Raw genomic sequence first — 21,687 nt, 5'->3', positions numbered from 1 at the left:
AATACCTCCTTACTTCAGTACCATCATAGCTTTCAGAGATTCATATAAATCCCTATATGTACGGTATGTCTTATTATAAACTTCTTTATTCTCAGGATTGGGCTCATGGCGTCTTGTCTCTTTCACTGTCATGGAAACCGCTTCCTCGTAATCTTTATAAAATCCAACTCCTACGCCAGCCAGGATTGCAGCACCTAATGTGGTTGCTGTATCGGAAGCAGGGACCACCACTGCCTTGCCTGTCACATCAGCCTTAATCTGAGTCCAGAGAAGGGAATTGGCTGAACCTCCCATAGCACGAAGAACTTCTGCTTTAGCACCTGCTGCTTCAGCCACCTCCAGATTATGGCGCAGGGAAAATGCTACGCCCTCCATACAGGCTCTTACCATGTGTCCCTTGGTCTTAGCAAAATCAAGTCCATAGAAAACGCCTTTGGCGTATGGATTCCAGACAGGGGATCTCTCCCCGGACATATAGGGAAGGAACACAACGCCTTCACTTCCGGCTGGTACTGCCTCGGCAATTTCATTCAGTTGTTCCAGAGAGGATTTCCCGGTATCCGCCTTGCGGCTCCTCTCATAAGCTGCAAATTCTCTCTCAAACCAGCGCATGACACCGCCGCCTCCGGTAGTTCCTCCCTGAAGAAGCCACTTGCCTGGCACTACGTGATATCCTAAGATCAGACTTGGATCTGCTTTGTATGTATCTGTGCAGATGCTCATGCCACCAGCCTGTCCACCCTGCTCCTGGGTCTCCCCCGGATGGATCACACCTGCACCAAGTGTCCCACAGGCTGCATCCAGACCGCCGGCCACTACAGGAGTTCCGACAGTCAGTCCACTCTGGGCTGCCGCCTCTTCCGTCACAGTTCCCACTACCTTATCGCACGCAACAATCTCCGGAAGAAAATCCACAGGAATTCCCAGTTTCTCACACATCACTTCATCCCAGGTACCAGTACGCATATCAAAGCAATGCAGACCATATCCCTGTGAAAGATCCTGTGTAATGGCACCAGTCAGTCTGTAAGCAATAAAGCTGTTTGACTGAAGGATCTTGTAAATCTTATTATATACTTCAGGCATATTTTCCTTATACCAGAGAATCTTCGCTGTGGTATAAGAAGGCTGAAGAGAATTACCGGCAACATTGAAAATATTCTCACTGCCGATTTCATTATTGAGTCTGTCGCAGATTTCCTGGGCTCTTGTATCCATCCAGATAGGTGTATCTGTCAGAACATTTCCCTCATGGTCAATGGCAATAGCCGACCAGCTCTGCCCATCAATTCCCACTCCAGCAATCTGCTCTCCTGAAATATTACCTGTCTTCAGGCATTCGCAAATAGCGCCGCAAACCGCATGCCACCATTCATCCGGCTTCTGCTGCGCCCATCCCTCATGAGGATAATAAACAGGGTAATCCCCATTGGCGGAAGCCATCACCTTTCCATTCTTGTTAAATATGGCAACCTTGCACGCGCTGGTTCCAATATCAATTCCTAATAAATAGTCTTTGCTCATCCTTGTCTCCTTATGGATTTCCCCATAAAAATATCAGTCTGAAGTTTCCGTACAATATGGTCAGGAAGCTCCTCTCTTCCTTCAAGCCGTTCCAGCATGATCTGTGCTGTTTCCCTTGCAATTTTCTCTGTAGGCTGTGAAACAATGGTAAGTGCAGGTCTGCAGGCACGGGCAAAAGGCAGATTGTCAAATCCCACCAGGGAAATCTCCTCTGGCATGGATACTCCCATCTCGTTAAGCCCGATCACTGCCCCCATAGTCATCTCATAGTTTGTCACAAAAACAGCTGTCATATCAGGATTCTCTTTCACCAGCTCTTCTACTGCCTGAACGCCCCCCTGGATCGTGTAATCACCATGGCAGATCAGCTTTTCATCAACCGCAATTCCATGATCCTTAAGGGCTTTCATGTATCCTAACATACGCTGTCTGGCAGTGAATACCTCATCCGGGCCACCGATCAGACCGATCTTCTGATGCTGTTGTTCTACCAGCATGCCAACAGCTTTCTCAGCTGCATTTACATTATCCACCAACACGCAGTCGCAGGATATTCCCTGGATCATACGGTCGATAAGCACAATGGGCTTACCAGTTTTCTGAAATTCATTCAGATGGGCTCCTGTCATATCTACCGGCATATTGATAATTCCATCCACACGTTTCCTGGTAAGGAAATCCACTGCTTCTTTTTCAAGCTTCTTATCTGTTCTGCAGTCACAGACAATCGCTGCATATCCATGGCTTCGGAGAATATCCTCCATTCCACTGATGATTTCGGCACAGAAAACATTGTTCAGCTCTGGAATCACAACCCCCACTGTTTTGGTAGCATTGGTCTTCAGACCGCGGGCAACTTCATTTACTTCGTAATGTAATTCTTCGATGGCTTCTTCGATCTTGATACGGTTCTTCTCTCTTACATTCCCCCCATTGAAATAAGAGGAAATCGTTGCCAGGCCAAGTCCTGTCCGTCTGGCAATATCTTTCATCGTCGCTGCCATAAATCAGCCTCTTACTCAGCCTTTCCGTCACAGCCGCAAACTTTCATACGAGCCATTACAAGCTCTTTCACAGCTGCAATTCCAGCCTTGCCATATGCCTTAGGATCAAATACCTTCTCATCCTCAAGTGTCTCTCTGACAGCCTTGGAGTATGCCGCACGAAGCTCGGTGGCAAAATTAACCTTACAGATTCCTCTCTTTACACAATCCATAACATCCTCATCGCTAAGGCCGGAAGCGCCATGAAGAACCAGCGGAATATCTACAACTTCACGGATTTCACTTAAACGCTCCTTATCAAGAACAGGAGTTCCCACATAGAAGCCATGTGCTGTGCCAATTGCTACTGCAAGAGAAGTAACGCCTGTGCGCTCTACAAATTCTCTGGCTTCCTGTGGATCGGTATTGGTATCTGCAACTGCAACCAGATCATCTTCCTTACCACCTACCTTACCAAGTTCTGCCTCGCATGGGATTCCCATAGAAGCTGCTACGTCAGCCACCTTCTTGCTCACCTCAATGTTTCCTTCATAGTCCAGCTTAGAACCATCAATCATCACGGAAGTATATCCAGCCTTCAGTGCCTTCATCGCAAGATCAAAACTACTGCCATGGTCAAGGTGCAGGCAAACCGGAACGGAAGCCTTTGCAGCTTCTGCTGCAACGATTGCCTGATAGGTCTCAAGAGTGCCATATTTAATAGTAGATGGAGTAGTCTGGATCATAACAGGTGCTTTCAGCTCCTCAGCTGCCTGAATGATAGCTTTCACCATCTCCATATTCTCTGCATTAAATGCACCTACTGCGTAACCGCCCTGCTGAGCCTTCAGCAACATTTCCTTAGATGTAACAAGTGGCATATTCTCCTCCTTCTGCCTGCTGATACAGGCCATGAATCTTCGGTTTTCGAAAACCGAAACGTTTCTGTTTTAGTTCATATTAACTCTTTTCCAAATTTCTGTCAACAGTAAATATTTCATCTTTTTGCGTAAAATTTTACCTTGAAAAATCCGGCAAAGAAAGGTAACTTATAGAGTAGAATATTTTCGGAACCGGTATCAGTTTTTATAGATTACTGTGCCAGATTTCTGAGAAAGAACGAAGGGAGAATATATTATGTTAAAAGGAATTCCAGAAATACTTTCACCACAGCTTTTAAAAGTTTTATGCGAAATGGGACACAGCGACCGCATCGTTATCGCGGACGGCAACTTCCCAGTAGAATCAATGGGTAAAGATGCAATTGTTGTTCGTTGCGATGGACATGGAGTTCCAGAACTTCTGGACGCTATCCTTACTGTTATCCCTCTTGATTCTTATGTAGAGAAACCAGTTACCCTGATGGAAGTTATGCCTGGCGATCCGGTAAAAACCCCAATCTGGGATACATACAAAGAGATTGTTTCCAAACATGATGAACGTGGCGCCGAAGCAGTTGGAAATATCGAGCGTTTCGCATTTTATGAAGAGGCAAAGAAAGCATATTGTATTATCGCTACAGGTGAGAAAGCTGTTTACGCAAACGTTATGCTTCAGAAAGGTGTTGTTATCAACAAATAATTTTTTTCAGCTAAAAAGCTCCGTCGGATTCCCGACGGAGCTTTTATTATTCATGTTTATTATGATTCACTATTTTTTCCTTTTTTCTTAAGAAGCCAGATTACCACTGCGATACCAATGATAATAACTACCACCAGAATCCAGATAACAGAGCTCATTCCTTTATCTGTGCTCTCCACATTTTCGCTGGACGCTTCCTGTTCTGCACTTTCTGAAGGAGCAGCTGTTACTGCTGCCTCTTCTGTAGGCGCAATAGTCTCAGTGGGTTCCGGGGTAGGAGTACTTGTCTCAGTGGGTTCCGGAGTAGGAGTACTTGTCTCAGTCGGCTCCGGGGTAGGCGTGCTCGTCTCAGTCGGCTCCGGGGTAGGCATACTTGTCTCACTTGGCTCCGGGGTAGGCGTACTTGTCTCAGTCGGTTCTGGAGCAGGAGTACTCGTCTCGGTTGGCTTCGGAGTAGGAGTACTTGTCTTCTCAGGCTTCGGGGTAGGAGTGCCTGTTGGCTCTGCCTCCGCATCACTGACATCTTTGCCTTCGGTACCTGCTTTTCCAACTTCAGAAATATTCTCTCCAGCCTGAACAGATTGGGAACCGTTTTCCGCTTCTTTCTCAGTTTCAGGAACAAGTTCTACTGTACTCTCTTCCGTATTGGTGGCTTCTGCAATATTTACCCAGCCAGAAACATCACCAGCCTCTGTGTGTCCCCAGATACCATCTTTACCAGTATCTACTTCTGTATCAATATATAACTTCTCACCGTTCGCTATATTACAGCCTCCGGAAACTGTGCCGTACTTTTTGCCAGGTCCTTTATACAGGCAAACGGAACCGTCTTCCTTAGCATTGACTGTAATACTGTAATTCGCATCCTTGCTTCCGTATAAAGCAAGCTCTGATGCCACTGCCTCGGCAAGAGTAGCCGGCTTCAGATAATTCTCTTCCAGGAAACCAAACATGCCATGAAGCTGAGCATATACCCATACCTTTCCAGCTTCATCTGTGACCTCTCCTTCTACATGGATCGCAGTTCCATTAGGAATCAGCTCATCATTCAGCTTCGGGCTGGAAGCATCTGCCTCTGAATACATGTCAACACCGCCATCAGGCGATTCTACAATCATATAGTAATCTGTTTTATAATCAACCTGCTGTGTCTTTCCTGCATCTGCAAAAACTCCCACAGTCATGCAAAAAGTAAGAAGCACAGCCAGCAACATTCCCAGCTTTTTCTTCATATATATCCTCTTTTCCCTCTTGTATACATTTTTCGTTACTGTTTACTGATAACATTCCGCGAGGTATTTTGTGAACGGAATGAGCAGTAACCATTTTTCTGCTTTTCATTGTAACACACCAGGAAAAACTTGCAACCATTTTTCTCATATTTTCCCATTATTTTACAGCAACAGTTACTATTCACTGGAAATGTTCCGCGAGGTGTTTTTATAAACAAATTTCACAGAAAAATCGGGAATCTGGGCGCGAAAGCATGCGAATGTATGTCCCATAAAAGTCCCCAGACAGTAAAAGAGCGAGACAAAAGTCCCGCTCTCTCTCAGCTTTCCTTCATTGTCCTGGGGGAGTGAAAGAAAGCAGTTAAGTTATAAAAAGCTAATTATTTATAAAGAGGTCCATAGTTCTTGCAAGCTCTGAAATCTGCACCTTCTTTATCCATTCCAAATGCATTCCAAGCTGCCGGACGGAAGATATCAGTTTCCGGTACATTATGCATGCAAACCGGGATTCTCAGCATAGAGCACATTGTGATCAGATCAGCACCAATATGTCCATAAGAGATTGCGCCATGGTTAGCGCCCCAGTTATTCATAACATCATATGCACTCTTGAATGCACCATCCTTGCCATCACATCTCGGTACGAACCATGTGCATGGCCATGTATAGTCAGTACGTTTCCAAAGTGTATCAGATACAGCCTCCGGAAGCTCTACTGTCCAGCCCTCTGCGATCTGAAGAACCGGTCCGAGTCCTTTTACAAGGTTCAGACGGATCATAGTTGCCGGCATGGTAGCTCTTGTCTCAAATCTGGAGGAGAATCCACCGCCACGGAAGTATCCGTTATCAGCTGCATTCCAGGTAGTAGCTTTCATGATGGCTTTCTGATCTTCTTCTGTAACGTTCCACCACTCTTTCATAACGCCTTCGCCGTTCTCATCCTTAACAACACCGGAAGCGTCAAGACAGCATGCACCAGAGTTGATCAGATGGATGATACCATCGTTCTCTTTTGCAACACCTTCAAGATCATATCCTGTAACTCGTTTAACAGCATTTGCGCTCCAGTATGTACGAACATCTGCAAACATCTGAGCACGTCCGGTAAGGAGTTTCATGAACAGCATTCCCAGACCGTTGAGAACATCATTCTCTGTAGCAAGGATGTATGGCTCTCTTGCGCCATCCCAGTCAAAGGAAGTATTCAGCATAGCCTCTGCAAAGTCACCATTCGGATAGAAATCAGTCCACTGTCTCTGTCCCTGGAAGCCAGCTGCAATCGCATTGTGTCCGATTGCTTCCTCTGAGAACTTCGGATCAAGGTTATCGCATCCATTCATAAGCTCTTTAATAATAACAGCCATCTTAACTACAAACTCAAACTGCTCTTCTTTCTGCTCCTCTGTCATCTGAAGTTCCGGTGGGTTCTTGTCAAAGCCGATGGTGCAGTTTTCTTTTGCCCATTTCATTGCTCTGTCAAATTCTTCATGATCATAGATGCCTTCTGTCATACGACGGATAATTTCAACCTCATCAACAGATTCAACACGCATTCCAAGATAGGACTCGATGAAATCAGGATCGATAATGGATCCGCCGATACCCATTGTAACAGAACCGATCTGCAGCCATGATTTGTTTCTCATAGTTGCAACAGCAACAGCTGCACGACCGAATCTTAACATTTTTTCTTTAACATCTTCTGGCATCTCTGTGTCATCAGCATCCAGAACTTCATGTCCGTAGATACCGAATGCCGGAAGCCCCTTCTGTGCATGTGTAGCAAGAACGGAAGCCAGATAAACAGCTCCTGGTCTCTCAGTAGCATTGAATCCCCAAACAGCCTTGATGGTCTGTGGATCCATATCCATTGTCTCTGCACCGTAGCACCAGCAAGGTGTAACTGTTACAGTGATATCAACACCTTCATGTCTGAACTTGTCTGCACAAGCAGCTGCCTCACCAACGCGTCCGATTGTGGTATCAGCGATAACAACCTTTACAGGCTCACCATTTGAATATTTTAAGTTTGCCTCATATAATTCCTTAACGGACTTAGCCATATTCATGGTCTGCTCTTCCAGAGATCCTCTTACATCGAGGGCTCCTCTACGTCCGTCAATAGTCGGTCTGATACCGATTACAGGGTAGCTTCCGATTAATCTGCTCTTTGCCATAGTAGTTTCATACCTCCTGTTATAAATATAAATTAAATTGTTCGTAACTGTTCAGCGTTTCGTAATTGCCTGCTGAATAATTACAATAGCTTTCTTAACTCTATTTCAGGCACTCTGCCTGTGTGTCGCTGATTGGAAAATCTATTTTTTCTCTCAGCCTCTCATATTTCACATTATAAGATTGATTCCGGAAAATTACTTGTGATATAATAGCAAATAATAGTACAATATTCACCTTTTCTGTAGAAACAATAAAATTTCTATAAATTCTTGACTGGAGGAAAAACTTTGCAGATTATTGATCAGAACGAAGACCGTCCGCGCGGCACTTATGAGTTTCCTTTTGAGTTTCATCATATTGATGCAAACCATCCCCGATACATTATGTCTTATCACTGGCATGTAGAATATGAAATCATTCGCATTCTTTCCGGCGAATTCACCGTCACTTTAGATGAAAAAAGTTTTAAAGCGACCCAGGGTGATGTAATTTTTGTCCACAGTGGAATTTTACATTCCGGAATTCCTGTAAATTGTGTCTATCAGTGCATTGTATTTGACATGAACGTATTTCTGAAGCTGAATTCCGTATGCGCTGATTATATCCAGAAGATCGTACATCAGGATATTTTGATTTTCCACCATTTTGACAATCGCTATCCGGATATTCTAGGTATCGTAAATTCACTTTTTCACGCTATGGAGGAAAAAAAGACCGGGTATGAGCTTTCTGTAATCGGACAATTTTACCACTTTTTCGGTATTGTTTTTGGTAATCATTACTATCTGGACAGCCAGCCTAAAGCACGCCGGGATTACAAACGAATTCTGCAGTTGAAGCAGGTTGTGGAGTTCATTGAAAAGAACTATGCTTCTCCTCTTACCCTGAGTCAGTTATCCGAATCTGTTTCCATGTCACCTAAGTACTTCTGCCGTTTTTTTTCCGAGATGACCCATCAGACGCCTATGGATTATCTAAACCGACAGCGTATTGAACAGGCCTGTTATGAACTGTCCACTACAGGTGATTCCATTACTGATATTGCTTATCGAAATGGGTTCAATGATTTGAGTTATTTTATCCGTACATTCAAAAAATATAAAGGAACTACACCAGGTAAATATAATAAAAGCTGATACTATACTGCTATGAATACAATTGACAGCGGTGATTTTTACCGGGCGGGCATTGGCCTGATGTCCGCCCTTTTCTCTTACTGCTTCAGATATGTAGAAGATGTGAGTTGTTCGCCGTAAGAAAGACGACAGAGAATTATTCCTGCATTTTTGCAGGCTATGGCAACGCATTTTTGCGCACTCTTTTGCTGTACAGACGCGAAAAGGCAGATGTTTACTGTTATTTTGATATACATGCCAATTTTTTCCAGAATGGTCTCTTATTCCAGGACCCTTATGCAGGTTGCCTTCAAGTAAATGGATGATGGAATTGCTGCTGATCAGGCAGATTAGCCCATGGCAGAAAACTGTCCGCACATACTGCTGCAGAACGCCGCAGAAAATCAGAAATTGTTTTTCTCTTTCGTTTCTTTTATTCTAACAAAAGCCGGCTGCCATTACAACGAAATTCGGTCGTAAAATTCTCCCATAATTCGACACTTAAATGATAAATTTTATCTGTAGCTAGAGTTTTCATTTTTCTTAAACGTGCTATAATATTTTTCATTAGAAGCAACTAACATAAGTACGATGAAAGGAAGCTGTTGAATCATGGGAAGATGTTATCTTTTATCAAAAACTGTTACGGAAGACCTGGCAAATGAAATCATAAAAGAACTGACAGAGCGAGGCGATGTGAAACACGCCAGAATCTCCGCTGACGGACGTTATCTTTATGTGGATACCATTGACGGAGAATTTTCCGTGGTAATGTATTCAGCAGTAAATATCTGCAGCCGTATTGCAAACTGCGAGCTGTCCTTTGTGAAATTTGATTACACAGCTTAAAGTCTGCAGATTGCGGGAATGATTTTTTCAAACAGGCTCCAGTACCACTTCTTCTGAAAGCATACCATCAGGACATTTATGGCAAATCTATTAAGAAAGGGAGATTAAATTATGCAGCAGATTACATTAAAAATAGACGGAATGATGTGTGGAATGTGTGAATCCCACATTAACGAAAGTATTCGTAATAACTTTTCTGTAAAAAAAGTCACCTCGTCCCATACAAAAGGAGAGACTGTTATCCTTACAGAAAATGATCTTGATGAAGCAAAGCTGAAAGAGATCATTGATAAAACAGGTTATAAACTGCTCTCTGTCTCAAAAGCTCCGTACGAAAAAAAGAAAGGCTTTTTCTCTTTCCTGAAAAAATAGCCTTTCTCTGTCATAATCCTTGTACTATATTCCAACTACAATATTTCCGGTAATACGGACAATGCATATTCTGCCAAGCTATGATCTTCCTCTCCTGTGCCTCCGCTTATGCCAAGACCTCCGATAATCGTATCTCCGGATTTCAGCGGCACACCGCCTCCGAAAATCACGATTTTTCCACCATCCATCTTATCTACGCCGTAAAAGGTTCCACCTGGCTGAGCCAGTTTGGATAATTCCATGGTGGACATCTTCACCGCAACAGAAGTATAAGCTTTTTTCAAAGCGACATCAAAGCTTACCAGAAATGCTCCGTCCATTACATGAACGGCAATTGGATTTCCTTCCGGACCGCAAACTGCAATCACCGCTTTCTTCCCGCGGCGAAGGGCTTCCTGTTCGATTTTCCCGATCAGCTTCTTCGCTCCATCCAGTGTAATCTTATTCTGCATACCCATGCGGCGCAGTACTGCCTGAATTACAGCTTCGTCTACAGAATCAGAGGTACCAGATATGAGAGAATTTTCAACTTTCGTATCCACGCTCACGCTTCCTCCTGCCACTTTCTCAGTTCCACTTGCATGTAGTTCCGTATTTTCAGAAGATGTGTCATTTTCTACATACTCTGACGCACCCGTCTTCTGACCTGCCGCCTCCGCTTCTTCATAGCGTGCAAGCACATACAGATAGTCTGCCAGACGGTTCATATATTTCTTGCTTCCTGTATCAGAACCAAACTTTACACTTACAGCCGCAAGATCACGCTCCGCTCTTCTGGCCACAGCCCAAGTCACATCAATCTCAGCAGACAAGCGACAGGCCCCAGGTAAAGAGGACTCCTTCGGCATATGAAAAAGCCCCGTCAAACGGTCAATCTCTTCCTCTAAAAGCTCTGTCTTGTCATCATTGATCTTATACTCTCTATTATATGGATCTGCCACTCCTGCATCAATTCTGGTCAGATTTTCCTGGATCTTTTCCAGAAAACGGATGGTATCTCCATCTCTGATCATGGTTTTCAACACTCCAATATGGCAGGAAAGTTCATCTATGGTTCCCTCCAGCTGAATTCGGTCATCCGCTTTGGAAACGTTTTTCGTATGGACAAGATTGGTAGTTCCCTTGTCACCATTCTTTGTATAAATACTCATACGACTTTCTCCTGACATTTTACCCATCCGGCAAAATGGATTTTATTACTACTATTCAAAGATTTCTGTGTAGCTTAAATTAATCTGTCACGAAATCCTTAAGCAATTACATTTTATTATGCACCAATACACTGAATATAAGACAAGGTTCGTGCAAAAGCAGGAAATAATCCACATTATCTTACGTTCACTACATTAGTTATAAACAGACTCTGGACAAATACACGCAATTCCGCCGTATCTGTCCAAAGTCTCTTATGTGTTACCGGGCACAAAGTGAACAGCAACTCTTAAATTCATTAAAATGACCACAATTTCTTGTAGATCTTCACAATATCCTCTTTCGTTGGTACTCTTGGATTGGCAGTTGTGCAGGCATCAGCAAGCGCCAGGTTTGCCATTTTATCAATTGCTGCAAAATACTCATCCTCAGAAATAGTTCCCATTTCTTTAATCGTAAGCGGAATATTCATTTCCTTCTGCATAAACTGAATCCAGTTTACAAGAGATCTTACAGACATTACTTTGTTGTAGTTACTCAGTCCAAGAATATGTGAAATATTGGCATATCGCTTTACTGCCGGAAGATATTCCTGCTGACTTCTGCTGTGTTTGTTGATATTTGCATTAAATTCTACAATATGCGGAAGCAGCATTGCATTGGCACGTCCATGAGGAATATGGAAAATAGCTCCCAGCTGATGTGCCATACTATGTGTGATTCCAAGTCCTGCAGCATTAAAAGAAAGTCCGGCAAGACAGGAAGCTACATGCATTTTCTGACGGGCATGCATATCACCACCGTCAAGGTATGCTCTTAACAGAAAGACTCCGCAGATTTCAATTGACTTTTCTGCAAGAGCAGACGAAAATTCATTGTGATTGATACTTACATAAGACTCAATTGCATGAGTCAGTACGTCCATACCTGTATCTGCTGTGATAGAGGGCGGAACGCTCTTTACCAGTTCTGCATCCAGGATTGCCTCATCAGCTGTAAGGCTGTCTGAGATCAGCGGATACTTCACATGATTATCTGTATCATTTACAACTGCAAAAGAGGTAACCTCAGATCCGGTACCACTGGTAGTAGGAATTGCAATAAGACCTACTTTGCCGTAATTGTTGATCTTCAGGGCAAACTCACGGATTGCCTTGGATGAGTCAATTGCAGAGCCGCCTCCGACAGCTACTACAACCTCCGGCTGATACTCCAGGAACTTCTTTACACCTTCTGCGATTTTTCCTACCGGTGCATCCGGCACAACATCACTGAATACTTCAAACTCCTTGCCACCGCGTCTCAATGGGTCTGTGATCAGCTCGATCATTTTCCCTTTTGCGATGAATGGATCTGTGATCACCAGAACTCTTTTGTATGGCAGTTCTGCCAGTCTATCCAGGGCATTGTCACCAAAATGGATGACTGTTTTCATTTCAAAAGTTTTCATAATTCAATGCTCCTTTATTGCAGCTTTCTTTTGTGAGCAGAAAGCTTCTATCGGACAGATTCCGGATATCTGCACTCCACGCCCTCTTCTTCAAAAAGCTTCAGCCATTTTTCAGAAGGCTTCACATCTGTCACGACGATATCAACATCCCGCAATCTTCCGGCAACGGAAAATGCGGTCTGGTCAAATTTCGTATTGTCCACAACCAGGATTTTCTTACGTCCTGAATCCAGCATTGCTCTCTTTGCTGTTCCAAAAGCTTCCTGTGATTCCATTACTCCCCAGTTCTCATCAAGAGCCTTACAGGAAAAAATAACGGTATCTACAAAATAAGAGCGAATGACTTCTTCTGTCCGGGATCCAAGAAAAGCCAGATAGCCTTCCTTCATCATCCCACCTGTGGAAATAATATTCCATCCTGACACATCTGCCAGTTCCAGAAGGATCTCCATGGAATTGGTGATCACAGTCAGACGCTCCTTCTCTTTTAATGCCTTTGCCACAAACACTGCAGTAGTGCTGGCGTCCAGAAGCAGATGTTCCCCGTCATGCACAAGAGAGGCTACAATTTCCGCCATCTTCTGTTTCCCAACTACATTCTGATTCTTGCGCACATTAAAAGGGAGATCAATGCTCACATCTTCATTGATCACAGCTCCGCCATAACTTTTAATGGCAAGCCCTTCCTTCTCCAGCTTGTCCAGATCCCGTCGGATGGTTTCCTCAGAGACACCGTATAACTGGCTCAGTTCACTTACTACTACGCGCTTCTCATTCTGTAATTTCTCAAGGATCAGATTCCGTCTCTCTAACGCAAGCATGTTCAGGTCCCCTCCGCGTTCATTTTATTGGTCAGACCAGAATTACAGAAGGCTGTCGATCATTCTCTTATCCGGATGTGCAATAACAGAGGAATCCAGATACATGCCTTTTTCAGCAACAAGCTCTTTCGCTCTGTCGATTGATGCGGATACAGCAGAAACCTCACCAGTGATCATCATGTAAGATTTTCCGCACATGCCTTTTGCAATACGAAGCTCAATAAGATCTACAATTGCAGTCTTTGCAGCCTGATCTGCAGCCTCAATAATGGAAGCTGCATCATATGTTTCAAGAATTCCCAGCGCACTGATCTCCTCAACCTGAGTAGTTCCATAAATAGCCGGGAAAAGAGACTCGTGTGGATTACCCAGTACAAAACTGTCAATGCACTTGTCCTCATATGTTGTTACAGCTGTATCTACGGCAGCTTTTACCGCACTGAGATCACCGGTAATAATTGCAATATATTTACCCGGACACACGGTCTGCGCCTCAACGATTTCTACATCAGATGTCTTAACCATTGCATCTGCTGCAGTAACGCCGGTAGCTGTAGTTTTGAATTCAATCATTCCGATTGCTTTACTCATTTTCTGCACGTCCTTTCTAATTCTTTGCAACTACGATCCAGCGGTCTGTCACCTCGGTAACTTTACCGGAGATGGTTGCATGGATACCAACACTTAAGCCCTGGGCAGGAGAAGCGATCATCTGACCTCTTGTCACCTGATCTCCAACTTTTACAATTGCCTGAGCAGGTGCTCCGATATGCTGGCTAAGAAGAATTTTAACCTTTGGAATATCAACCAGTGTCTCGTCCATCGGTGCGTCTTTGTCATATTTTGTAAGACCAAGACGTGCCATCAGGCGTTCTTCCGGAACCTTGCGGTATTCTCGGGATTCCTTAACTGGTACTGGCTGTACTCCCTGAGGAGGACGAATACCTGCCTTACGAAGTCCGCCCTTCATGTCTGCAAGAAGTGTTCTTGGAGCAAGGCTCTGAGGACATGCATACATCTCACAAACTCCACAGGAGCTGCAGAAGCTTGCATTGATGTATGGATTAACATCTCTGAAATCCTGATTGGAAGCTGCACGCATGAAGCGGGCTGGATCAATCGGATGTCCCAGATTGTTACGTGGGCAAAGATCTGTACAAGTATTACACTGGCAGCAAATAGATGCTGCACGTTTTAAATCTATAGCAGAAGTCCGCATCTTCTTCTGTACGATTAAATGGTCTTTTGGCAGAACCAGAATCGCATTTGTTGTCTTCGTCACAGGGTCAGAACCTTTTCCGATTCTTCCCATCATCGGTCCACCAATAAAGTAAACCGGATCTTTTACAGTAGTTCCGCCTGCCTGGGCAACAACATCATCCATAGTACATCCAAGAGGTACTTTTACAGTTACCGGATGATTTACCTCAGCTACAACAGACACATATTTGGCTGTTACAGGCTCTTTTTTCTCTACTGCCTTGTATATATTATACAATGTCTCTACGTTAAACACAGCAACTCCCTGCTCAATAGGAAGTCCGCCAGGTCTTACAACTCTACCAGTTGCTTCGTAGATCAGTACAACCTCATCTCCCATCGGATACACTTCATCCAGAAGGTGAATGCGCATTCCAGGGAACTCTTCAATATGCTGTTTCAGAGCATTTACTGTCTGAACGTAAGATTTTTTGATTCCAATAATGGCTTCAGAAGCTCCAACCGTTTCCTGAACCATATGGAAGGTTTTCATAATTTCGTAAGCGTGCTTCTCTAATAACTGTCTGTGTAATTTCAGTAAAGGTTCGCACTCTGCACAGTTCATAAGAATGGTATTTGCTTTGTCTGTCAGCTTCATGTATGTAGGGAATCCTGCACCGCCGGCACCAACTACACCATTCTCCTGTATAATATTCTGTAATTCTTTGATATCCATGGCGTTACTCCAATCCTGCACCGTCATCAACGATACCTACAATGGCGGCATCTACCGGTGCTGTTTCTACGCCGCAGCCAATTCTTGCCGCGCTTCCTTGTGCCACCAATACATATTCTCCGATTCCTGCACCGATAATATCGATTGCAACAATCTGACTGAGGTCACCTTTCATGTGATGAACCGGTTCCACGATCATAAACTTATTGCCGATCAGCTTTTCGTTTTTTCTTGTGGAAACAACGCTTCCTACTACCTTGCCAACTATCATGTGAACCTCCAAATTTTATATCAGTTCAGCCATGCACCTGTCATTTTCAGAACCAGCATGGCTGAACACTTTATTTTAGTAATGAGGAAATGATTCCCAGAACATTACTTTATAATTGTAACTGTATTGCCTGTGGCAATTTTTGCTGCATTTGCTTCATCTGTATCAATGTGCATCTCCAGTGTAAAGCTGTCATCTACACGGATCTTCACCTGATTAAAAATGGTTCCTCTCTCATTGTCAGCCTTAACAGATACGATATCTCCATCCTTCACACCGGCTGCCTGGGCATCCTTCGGGGACATGTGAATGTGACGCATTGCTACGATACATCCCTCTTTCAGATAAATCGCACCTTTCGGTCCGACAATTGCAATAGGAGCACTTCCCTTAACATCTCCAGACTCACGCACCGGTACTTTCATACCAAGCTTGATTGCGTCTGTAGCTGATACTTCAACCTGGGAAGCCTTGCGGACCGGTCCGAGAATACGTACATTCTCAATTGCACGGAGCTTCAATCCAACGATAGTTACTGTCTCATTGGAGGCAAACTGTCCGCCCATCAGCTCTTTCTTCTTGGTGAGCTGATATCCTGGTCCAAATAAAGCTTCAACATGTTCCTGTGTCAGGTGGATATGTCTTGCGGAAACTCCGATGGGCACCATGAAGCCATTGCCTTTTTCTTCTTTTTTATTGAGAGCATCCAGTACCATTCTGGTAATCAGCTCAACATTATTGGTTTCCAAAAGTACACCTACTTTCTTCCTGGAATTCGGTAATGTCTGACATAGCAGACATTATAAAAGTAAGAAGCATCCATGAATTCGCTCATGCAAGCACAGCTCATTCATGGCTGCTGTCTGGACTTTTATATTATTTCAGAACTGGAAGGATTTTCTCAACATCTGTATGAGGTCTCGGAATTACGTGTGTAGCTACAAGCTCTCCAAGTCTGGATGCTGCTGCGCTTCCGCTCTCTACTGCAGATTTAACTGCTCCAACATCTCCACGAACCATAACTGTTACAAGACCGGATCCGATCTTCTCTGTTCCAACTAATGCAACGTTAGCTGCTTTGCACATCTGGTCAGCTGCCTCGATAGCTGCTGTAAGTCCTCTGGTTTCTACCATTCCTAATGCTTCCTGTGTCATGATTTTTTCCTCCTTATGAATTGCTGGTTTCTCAGCTTCTATATGTTTGGTTTCTGTAATCTCTTTGTCAGCTGCAGTGGTCTTCGGCTCTTCAGTCTTTACTTCTGCTGCTTTTGCTCTGGTTGTTCTAGCCGTTCTTCTCGGAGCGGCTGCCTTTTTAGGGGCTGCTTTTTTCGCTGTCTCTTTCTTTTCTTCGTCAGCCATTATTCATCCCCCTTTTTCTTTCTCCATCGACTTGCGCTAAGCTCCACCATTTTGACGATTTCCTCATGGGGATTGGCAATTACTGCATAGCTTGCCGGTTTCTTGATGGCATTTGTTGCTGCCGCTTCCACGGCTTCTGTAACAGCTGCCACATCGCCTTGTACAATAATGGTCACCAGTCGTCCGCCCAGCTTACGCTCCCATGACGCCAGCTCAACGTCTGCCGTTTTACACATGATGTCCAGGGCATCCATGGCCGCTACAACACCTGTGATTTCAATAAAACCATATGATTTACTCATGAGCGAACTCCTTATAGTTCATTAGATGCTTGGAAGGATTTTCTCCACATCTGTATGAGGTCTTGGGATTACGTGTGTAGCTACAAGCTCTCCAAGTCTGGATGCTGCTGCGCTTCCACTCTCAACTGCTGCCTTAACAGCTCCGACATCACCGCGAACCATAACAGTTACAAGACCGGATCCGATTTTCTCTGTACCAACCAGTGTAACCTCTGCTGCTTTTGTCATTGCATCTGCTGCCTCGATTGCAGCTGTAAGTCCTCTGGTTTCTACCATTCCTAAAGCTTCCTGTGCCATGATGAATTCCTCCTGATATATCTCGACTTTTCAAGTACGCTCCAGCGTACTTGCTGTGAGGTACCTGCCATGCTCCGCATGACTTTGTTCGTTTTTATTATAGACTTAAATTCACTGGTTAGCAATCATTAATCCTTATCCAGTGCGCTGATTTTCAGCATTTTTTGTGTACCGGGTTCCGGATTTGGTATTACGTAGTGCTGTACCACACCGGTCATACTCTCTGCTACTCTGATTCCAGCTTCCACAGCCTCTGTTACATCAGAAACGCTTCCGCGGAACTTGATGCAGACAAGGAGCGGTACCGGCAGACTGTCCGCATTTGCAGGTTTATTTTTATCAAAAACCTCCAGATGGACATTTGCTGCCTTGCAGCCGGCGTCGGCCGCCACAAACGCTGTTGCCAGTCCGAACACCTCCAAGATTCCTACAGCTTCTGCCATCTTGATTCTCCTTTATCCGGCAATTATTTATTTACAACTGCGATCTTAAGACCGGTCATTGCAAGGTTCTTCTTTAATGCTTCATTGATCTCCTCAAGCGGATACTTGTCTGTGATCAGCTCAGACATTGGAAGTCCGATTGCATTTGCTCTCTTAAGGAAATCAAATGTTGTAACGTAATCTCTTAAGGTGTATACCCAGGAGCCTACGATTGTGATCTCTTTGGAGCAGATGTCAAAGTGCGGGTTAATTGTAGCATCTCCACCATTGATGAAGAAACCAAGCTCGCAAAGGCCACCGCCGTTACGGATGAATTTGTAGATGTTTGCATGAGCAACAGGTGATCCTGTACACTGGAATGCAAAGTCTGCAAGATGTCCGCCAAACTGATCTTTAACAGCTTCAGAAAGTGCTTCGATTCCTTTGTGCTCCATGAAGTTTACACTCATGGTAGCGCCCATTCTCTTAGCGAAATCAAGACGCTGCTGATTTCCATCTACAGCACAGATGTTCTCGATACCCATGGTACGAAGAACTGCAATACAGATCAGACCGATTGGTCCGCATCCCTGTACAACAACTCTGCTGTTGAAACGAAGGATACCAGTTGTTTTTGCTCTCTCAACTGCATGTACAAGAACTGCACATGGCTCGATCAGGATACGGGAGTCCAGATCAAGATCACTTACGTTGAAGAATGTGCTTCCAAACTCTCCACCTCTGATAAAGATGTAATCAGAGAACCATCCGTTAAGATGAATGTCATCATCTGGAAGAAGTCCGTATACGTCAGCTCCTCCAACGTTTTTCTTGTTTAAGTCGAACATTGTGATTTCAGGATCATCCTTGAAGATCATACAGGTAACGACTTTGTCACCGATCTTAACCGGTTTTCCAGCTGTATCAGTCTTAACATTTTTACCCATGGCAACGATCTCACCAGTTCCCTCATGTCCAAGTGCAACCGGGATCAGGTTGAATGGGTCTCTCTTGAATTCGTGAGCATCAGTACCGCAAACGCCGCAGCCTTCTACTTTAACAAGGATGTCGTCATCGCCAATTGCCGGAATCGGGTACTCTTTAATATCAAAATGCTCTTTTTCAGTAAGTACTGCAACGTGTGCAGTTTTCGGAATTGCGCCTGCCGGTGCTGCAGCTGGTGCTGCCGGTGCTGCTGATGCAGAAGCTGCCGGTGCTGTTCCAGCCATTCCAGCAAGAACCTGTTTTACGATTTCTTCGATATTTACGTTATTCATATCCATTTTTATGTTTCCTCCTGTCAGCGAATGCAAAGGCTGTCTGCCATTACGCAGCGTCTTCTCTTGGTAAATGTACTTGCACTTGTAAGTCCTTCACCAGTACGGCTTGCGATTGTGAATGTACAGTAACCTTCTCCGCCGAATCCAAGTGCTGCATAGGAAGGTGCATTCTTAACAAGGATTGCGGTGTCGATTGCTTTCGCATATTTGGTGATATTGTCAATGTTCTTGGAATGAATGTGTGCAGAGTGGCGGTTGCCATGCTCAAGCCATACAGCCTGCTCTACTGCATCATCAAAATCTTTTGCCCTTACAACGCCAAGGATCGGCATCATAAGCTCTGTAGCGATAAGTGGATGTTCCTTCGGTCCTTCAAATACGATGCAGCGGATATTTGCAGGAGCATTTACTCCGATCATGGAAAGTAATGTTCTTGCGTCACGTCCAACGCATTTACGGTTCAGCTTGCCGCCTGCAAGAACAACTGCTGTAAGTTTATCCTGTTCTTCTTTGGAAGCAAGGTAACAGTCATTCTCACTTACCAGATAATGCATAAGCTCATCTGTAATAGAAGCAACTGCTACGATTTCCTTCTCTGCGATACACGGAAGGTTGTTATCGAATGTACATCCGTTTACGATATCCTGAGCAGCTTTTCTTACATCTGCTGTCTCATCTACAACTGCCGGAGGATTTCCTGCGCCAGCGCCGATTCCACGTTTTCCAGAGGAAAGGACTGCTGTTACAACGCCAGGACCGCCTGTTGCTGCGATAAGCGGGATATCTTTATGTTTCATCATAATATTGCTTGTCTCTAATGTAGGTTTCTCTACTGTTACTGCGATATTGTCCGGGCCACCTGCTTCCAGGGATGCCTCATTTAAAAGATTAATCGCATAAATAGAGGTTTTGATTGCTGCCGGATGTGGATTAAATACAACTGTATTTCCACCTGCCAGCATACCCATTGTGTTGCACAGAATGGTCTCACTTGGGTTCGTACACGGAGTGATTGCTCCGATTACGCCAAACGGTCCCATCTCGATCAGAGTAAGTCCTCTGTCGCCTGACCATGCTGTAGTGCTGAGATCTTCTGTACCAGGGGTCTTATCTGCTACCAGATGATGTTTCAGGATCTTATCTCCTACATTTCCCATTCCGGTCTCATCAACACCCATACGTGCAAGGATTTCTGCATTTTCTTTTGTTTTTCTTCGAATGCAGGTAATAATTTTTTCTCTCTGGTCCAAGGACATTTTCCGAACGATCTTCTGGGAAGCTTTCGCAGCCTCAATGGCCTCGTTCATATCTGTGAAAATTCCATGTTTACCGGCCGGAGCGTCTGCAATCTGCATTTTCGCCATAACTTCCTGTACAATATCCTGTACCATGCTCTCGCTGATTGGCATGAGATTGTTCCTCCTTAACAATTGCCCGCAGCTGCCTGATTCTCTCACAGCTGCGGCCTTTATATTTTCTGATTATTTCAGTCCTAACTGAGCCATAACCTGTTTGGTGATCTTAGCTACTAACTCTGCATCTGCATTAGCTGTATCTGCTGCCGGAGCATCGCAGTTGCCGCCAACGAAATCATACTGATATCCTGGGAACTGTTTATAGTCTTCGTTGTGACATGCACCACCGCAGTTATGGCAGTTCATGCCATCTTTGTTCTGGCAAAGGCTTGCCGGATGTTTTCCAGGCATACCGAATTTACGACGGATCTCATAAAGTTTCTTAATGTTCTCTTTATCAAATTCCTTCGGGCCTCCAAGAAGTTTGCTCTGATACAGAAGCTGTGCATAGAATTCTACGGACTCCATCTTCATGTATGCAGCGTTCAGGTCTGTGCTCCAGGTAAGAGCTCCGTGGTTCTCAAGAAGAACTGCATCGAAATATGGAAGATATTTCTCAAGGTTATCCGGAATCTCCATTGTAGAAGGTGTACCATACTCAGCGATCGGAACACATCCAAGAGCGATAACTGCCTCTGGCATGATTGGCTGTGTAAGCGGAATACCGGCAATAGCAAAAGATGTTGCATAAATTGGATGAGCATGTACAACAGATCCTACATCAGGTCTCTTCTCATATACTCTCATATGCATCTTGATCTCAGATGATGGTTTGAATCCCGGGTTAGCCTGAAGAACATTTCCTTTGGCATCTACTTTACAGATGAACTCTGGGGTCATGAAACCTTTGGATACACCAGTAGGTGTGCAAAGGAACTCGTTGTCATTCAGTTTTACAGAGATGTTTCCATCATTTGCTGCAACCATGTTGCGGTTATAGATTCTTCTTCCGATGTCGCAAATCTGTTTTTTGATTTCGTATTCGTTTACCATGCTTTTTTCCTCCTTAAGCACATTCAGGTGCGGTGGATTATGTAAGTTATAGTACCGCACCGGGTAACTTATCATGGCTAGGCATAGCTAGCCTGTTACTTTTTAGGTTATGTTGTAAGTTTACACCATTCCACATTATAAGTCAAGGTTTTTCCGTTGTTTTATGTTGTTTTATGTGGATTTTTTTCTGGATTGCTATGTTGTTTTTCGTGGTT

23 protein-coding genes are annotated in these 21,687 nt (G+C 44.2%); 4 read left to right on the top strand and 19 right to left on the bottom strand.

All coding sequences use genetic code 11. The features are described from left to right. Window positions 1-9: 9 nt before the first annotated feature. From xylB to I2D69_RS00695, 3 genes are read right to left on the bottom strand one after another with little or no spacing between them, the layout of a single operon-like run. Window positions 10-1,524 (bottom strand): xylulokinase, encoded by a 1,515-nt coding sequence (xylB, locus tag I2D69_RS00705; RefSeq protein WP_195379216.1) that lies wholly within the window; start codon window positions 1,522-1,524, stop codon window positions 10-12. Further along, window positions 1,521-2,528 (bottom strand): LacI family DNA-binding transcriptional regulator, encoded by a 1,008-nt coding sequence (locus I2D69_RS00700; protein ID WP_173717931.1) that lies wholly within the window; start codon window positions 2,526-2,528, stop codon window positions 1,521-1,523. The genes xylB and I2D69_RS00700 overlap by 4 nt, the downstream gene beginning before the upstream one ends. A gap of 11 nt (window positions 2,529-2,539) precedes the next feature. Beyond that, a complete protein-coding gene (locus I2D69_RS00695) occupies window positions 2,540-3,388 on the bottom strand; it encodes a class II fructose-bisphosphate aldolase (RefSeq protein ID WP_173717930.1) in 849 nt (282 codons plus the stop codon). Window positions 3,389-3,644: 256 nt separating this feature from the next. Here I2D69_RS00695 and I2D69_RS00690 point away from each other — a divergent pair, with 256 nt between their 5' ends. After that, window positions 3,645-4,088 carry an RbsD/FucU domain-containing protein gene (locus I2D69_RS00690; RefSeq protein ID WP_118577760.1) on the top strand — a complete coding sequence of 148 codons (444 nt, stop codon included), beginning with the start codon at window positions 3,645-3,647 and terminating at the stop codon, window positions 4,086-4,088. A 59-nt stretch (window positions 4,089-4,147) separates the two neighbouring features. Here the strand turns inward: I2D69_RS00690 and I2D69_RS00685 are convergent, their stop codons facing one another. Both I2D69_RS00685 and I2D69_RS00680 read right to left on the bottom strand, forming a co-directional pair. Then, the gene (locus I2D69_RS00685; RefSeq protein WP_195379215.1) at window positions 4,148-5,320 is read right to left on the bottom strand and encodes a hypothetical protein; all 1,173 of its coding nucleotides are present in this window, start codon (window positions 5,318-5,320) and stop codon (window positions 4,148-4,150) included. A gap of 380 nt (window positions 5,321-5,700) precedes the next feature. Continuing rightward, window positions 5,701-7,497, bottom strand: a complete 1,797-nt coding sequence (locus I2D69_RS00680; protein ID WP_148461175.1) for an L-fucose isomerase — start codon at window positions 7,495-7,497, stop codon at window positions 5,701-5,703. A gap of 288 nt (window positions 7,498-7,785) precedes the next feature. Between I2D69_RS00680 and I2D69_RS00675 the strand changes: the two genes are divergently transcribed. The 3 genes from I2D69_RS00675 to I2D69_RS00665 all read left to right on the top strand — a co-directional run bounded on the left by I2D69_RS00675 (window position 7,786) and on the right by I2D69_RS00665 (window position 9,834). Continuing rightward, the gene (locus I2D69_RS00675; RefSeq protein WP_173716629.1) at window positions 7,786-8,634 is read left to right on the top strand and encodes an AraC family transcriptional regulator; all 849 of its coding nucleotides are present in this window, start codon (window positions 7,786-7,788) and stop codon (window positions 8,632-8,634) included. Window positions 8,635-9,225: 591 nt separating this feature from the next. Next, window positions 9,226-9,462: a hypothetical protein gene (locus tag I2D69_RS00670; protein WP_195379214.1), complete on the top strand. Its 237-nt coding sequence runs from the start codon at window positions 9,226-9,228 to the stop codon at window positions 9,460-9,462. Between the two features lie 111 nt (window positions 9,463-9,573). Then, on the top strand, window positions 9,574-9,834 hold the full coding sequence (locus I2D69_RS00665; RefSeq protein ID WP_173716627.1) for a heavy-metal-associated domain-containing protein: 261 nt from the start codon (window positions 9,574-9,576) through the stop codon (window positions 9,832-9,834). A 35-nt stretch (window positions 9,835-9,869) separates the two neighbouring features. Here I2D69_RS00665 and I2D69_RS00660 read toward each other — a convergent pair whose 3' ends face one another. The 14 genes from I2D69_RS00660 to I2D69_RS00595 all read right to left on the bottom strand — a co-directional run bounded on the left by I2D69_RS00660 (window position 9,870) and on the right by I2D69_RS00595 (window position 21,472). Then, complete coding sequence (locus tag I2D69_RS00660) at window positions 9,870-10,985, bottom strand: cob(I)yrinic acid a,c-diamide adenosyltransferase (RefSeq protein WP_173716626.1); 1,116 nt, start codon at window positions 10,983-10,985, stop codon at window positions 9,870-9,872. Between the two features lie 299 nt (window positions 10,986-11,284). Beyond that, the gene (locus I2D69_RS00655) at window positions 11,285-12,436 is read right to left on the bottom strand and encodes a 1-propanol dehydrogenase PduQ (RefSeq protein ID WP_173716625.1); all 1,152 of its coding nucleotides are present in this window, start codon (window positions 12,434-12,436) and stop codon (window positions 11,285-11,287) included. A gap of 47 nt (window positions 12,437-12,483) precedes the next feature. After that, the gene (locus I2D69_RS00650; RefSeq protein ID WP_173716624.1) at window positions 12,484-13,257 is read right to left on the bottom strand and encodes a DeoR/GlpR family DNA-binding transcription regulator; all 774 of its coding nucleotides are present in this window, start codon (window positions 13,255-13,257) and stop codon (window positions 12,484-12,486) included. 42 nt (window positions 13,258-13,299) lie between these two features. After that, on the bottom strand, window positions 13,300-13,848 hold the full coding sequence (locus I2D69_RS00645; protein ID WP_118577770.1) for a BMC domain-containing protein: 549 nt from the start codon (window positions 13,846-13,848) through the stop codon (window positions 13,300-13,302). A 16-nt stretch (window positions 13,849-13,864) separates the two neighbouring features. After that, window positions 13,865-15,193 carry a 4Fe-4S dicluster domain-containing protein gene (locus I2D69_RS00640; protein WP_173716623.1) on the bottom strand — a complete coding sequence of 443 codons (1,329 nt, stop codon included), beginning with the start codon at window positions 15,191-15,193 and terminating at the stop codon, window positions 13,865-13,867. Between the two features lie 4 nt (window positions 15,194-15,197). Further along, window positions 15,198-15,464, bottom strand: a complete 267-nt coding sequence (locus I2D69_RS00635; protein WP_117850917.1) for a EutN/CcmL family microcompartment protein — start codon at window positions 15,462-15,464, stop codon at window positions 15,198-15,200. A 104-nt stretch (window positions 15,465-15,568) separates the two neighbouring features. After that, complete coding sequence (locus tag I2D69_RS00630) at window positions 15,569-16,213, bottom strand: phosphate propanoyltransferase (protein WP_117850748.1); 645 nt, start codon at window positions 16,211-16,213, stop codon at window positions 15,569-15,571. 127 nt (window positions 16,214-16,340) lie between these two features. Further along, window positions 16,341-16,619, bottom strand: a complete 279-nt coding sequence (locus tag I2D69_RS00625) for a BMC domain-containing protein (RefSeq protein ID WP_005427721.1) — start codon at window positions 16,617-16,619, stop codon at window positions 16,341-16,343. 203 nt (window positions 16,620-16,822) lie between these two features. After that, complete coding sequence (locus I2D69_RS00620; RefSeq protein WP_118577772.1) at window positions 16,823-17,125, bottom strand: BMC domain-containing protein; 303 nt, start codon at window positions 17,123-17,125, stop codon at window positions 16,823-16,825. Between the two features lie 21 nt (window positions 17,126-17,146). After that, on the bottom strand, window positions 17,147-17,422 hold the full coding sequence (locus I2D69_RS00615) for a BMC domain-containing protein (RefSeq protein ID WP_118577773.1): 276 nt from the start codon (window positions 17,420-17,422) through the stop codon (window positions 17,147-17,149). Window positions 17,423-17,550: 128 nt separating this feature from the next. Beyond that, window positions 17,551-17,865 (bottom strand): BMC domain-containing protein, encoded by a 315-nt coding sequence (locus I2D69_RS00610; RefSeq protein WP_118577774.1) that lies wholly within the window; start codon window positions 17,863-17,865, stop codon window positions 17,551-17,553. A gap of 23 nt (window positions 17,866-17,888) precedes the next feature. Continuing rightward, a complete protein-coding gene (locus I2D69_RS00605; RefSeq protein WP_173717926.1) occupies window positions 17,889-19,127 on the bottom strand; it encodes a zinc-binding dehydrogenase in 1,239 nt (412 codons plus the stop codon). Between the two features lie 17 nt (window positions 19,128-19,144). Beyond that, complete coding sequence (locus I2D69_RS00600; protein WP_118577776.1) at window positions 19,145-20,533, bottom strand: aldehyde dehydrogenase family protein; 1,389 nt, start codon at window positions 20,531-20,533, stop codon at window positions 19,145-19,147. Window positions 20,534-20,605: 72 nt separating this feature from the next. Beyond that, window positions 20,606-21,472 (bottom strand): class II aldolase/adducin family protein, encoded by an 867-nt coding sequence (locus I2D69_RS00595; RefSeq protein ID WP_118577777.1) that lies wholly within the window; start codon window positions 21,470-21,472, stop codon window positions 20,606-20,608. Window positions 21,473-21,687 lie beyond the last annotated feature (215 nt).

The sequence above is a fragment of the Ruminococcus sp. D54t1_190329_F1 genome (assembly GCF_015551645.1).
Taxonomy (GTDB): domain Bacteria; phylum Bacillota; class Clostridia; order Lachnospirales; family Lachnospiraceae; genus Blautia_A; species Blautia_A faecis.
Note: the sequence above shows the minus strand (reverse complement) of the source record. Positions and strands in the feature narration are given on the sequence as shown.

Excerpts from the sequence above, each read along its gene's own strand:
- xylB (WP_195379216.1), bottom strand. The coding sequence starts at position 1,524 with ATGAGCAAAGACTATTTATTAGGAATTGATATTGGAACCAGCGCGTGC.
- I2D69_RS00700 (WP_173717931.1), bottom strand. The coding sequence starts at position 2,528 with ATGGCAGCGACGATGAAAGATATTGCCAGACGGACAGGACTTGGCCTG.
- I2D69_RS00695 (WP_173717930.1), bottom strand. The coding sequence starts at position 3,388 with ATGCCACTTGTTACATCTAAGGAAATGTTGCTGAAGGCTCAGCAGGGC.
- I2D69_RS00690 (WP_118577760.1), top strand. The coding sequence starts at position 3,645 with ATGTTAAAAGGAATTCCAGAAATACTTTCACCACAGCTTTTAAAAGTT.
- I2D69_RS00685 (WP_195379215.1), bottom strand. The coding sequence starts at position 5,320 with ATGAAGAAAAAGCTGGGAATGTTGCTGGCTGTGCTTCTTACTTTTTGC.
- I2D69_RS00680 (WP_148461175.1), bottom strand. The coding sequence starts at position 7,497 with ATGGCAAAGAGCAGATTAATCGGAAGCTACCCTGTAATCGGTATCAGA.
- I2D69_RS00670 (WP_195379214.1), top strand. The coding sequence starts at position 9,226 with ATGGGAAGATGTTATCTTTTATCAAAAACTGTTACGGAAGACCTGGCA.
- I2D69_RS00665 (WP_173716627.1), top strand. The coding sequence starts at position 9,574 with ATGCAGCAGATTACATTAAAAATAGACGGAATGATGTGTGGAATGTGT.
- I2D69_RS00660 (WP_173716626.1), bottom strand. The coding sequence starts at position 10,985 with ATGAGTATTTATACAAAGAATGGTGACAAGGGAACTACCAATCTTGTC.
- I2D69_RS00655 (WP_173716625.1), bottom strand. The coding sequence starts at position 12,436 with ATGAAAACTTTTGAAATGAAAACAGTCATCCATTTTGGTGACAATGCC.
- I2D69_RS00650 (WP_173716624.1), bottom strand. The coding sequence starts at position 13,257 with ATGCTTGCGTTAGAGAGACGGAATCTGATCCTTGAGAAATTACAGAAT.
- I2D69_RS00645 (WP_118577770.1), bottom strand. The coding sequence starts at position 13,848 with ATGAGTAAAGCAATCGGAATGATTGAATTCAAAACTACAGCTACCGGC.
- I2D69_RS00640 (WP_173716623.1), bottom strand. The coding sequence starts at position 15,193 with ATGGATATCAAAGAATTACAGAATATTATACAGGAGAATGGTGTAGTT.
- I2D69_RS00635 (WP_117850917.1), bottom strand. The coding sequence starts at position 15,464 with ATGATAGTTGGCAAGGTAGTAGGAAGCGTTGTTTCCACAAGAAAAAAC.
- I2D69_RS00625 (WP_005427721.1), bottom strand. The coding sequence starts at position 16,619 with ATGACACAGGAAGCATTAGGAATGGTAGAAACCAGAGGACTTACAGCA.
- I2D69_RS00620 (WP_118577772.1), bottom strand. The coding sequence starts at position 17,125 with ATGAGTAAATCATATGGTTTTATTGAAATCACAGGTGTTGTAGCGGCC.
- I2D69_RS00615 (WP_118577773.1), bottom strand. The coding sequence starts at position 17,422 with ATGGCACAGGAAGCTTTAGGAATGGTAGAAACCAGAGGACTTACAGCT.
- I2D69_RS00610 (WP_118577774.1), bottom strand. The coding sequence starts at position 17,865 with ATGGCAGAAGCTGTAGGAATCTTGGAGGTGTTCGGACTGGCAACAGCG.
- I2D69_RS00605 (WP_173717926.1), bottom strand. The coding sequence starts at position 19,127 with ATGGATATGAATAACGTAAATATCGAAGAAATCGTAAAACAGGTTCTT.
- I2D69_RS00600 (WP_118577776.1), bottom strand. The coding sequence starts at position 20,533 with ATGCCAATCAGCGAGAGCATGGTACAGGATATTGTACAGGAAGTTATG.
- I2D69_RS00595 (WP_118577777.1), bottom strand. The coding sequence starts at position 21,472 with ATGGTAAACGAATACGAAATCAAAAAACAGATTTGCGACATCGGAAGA.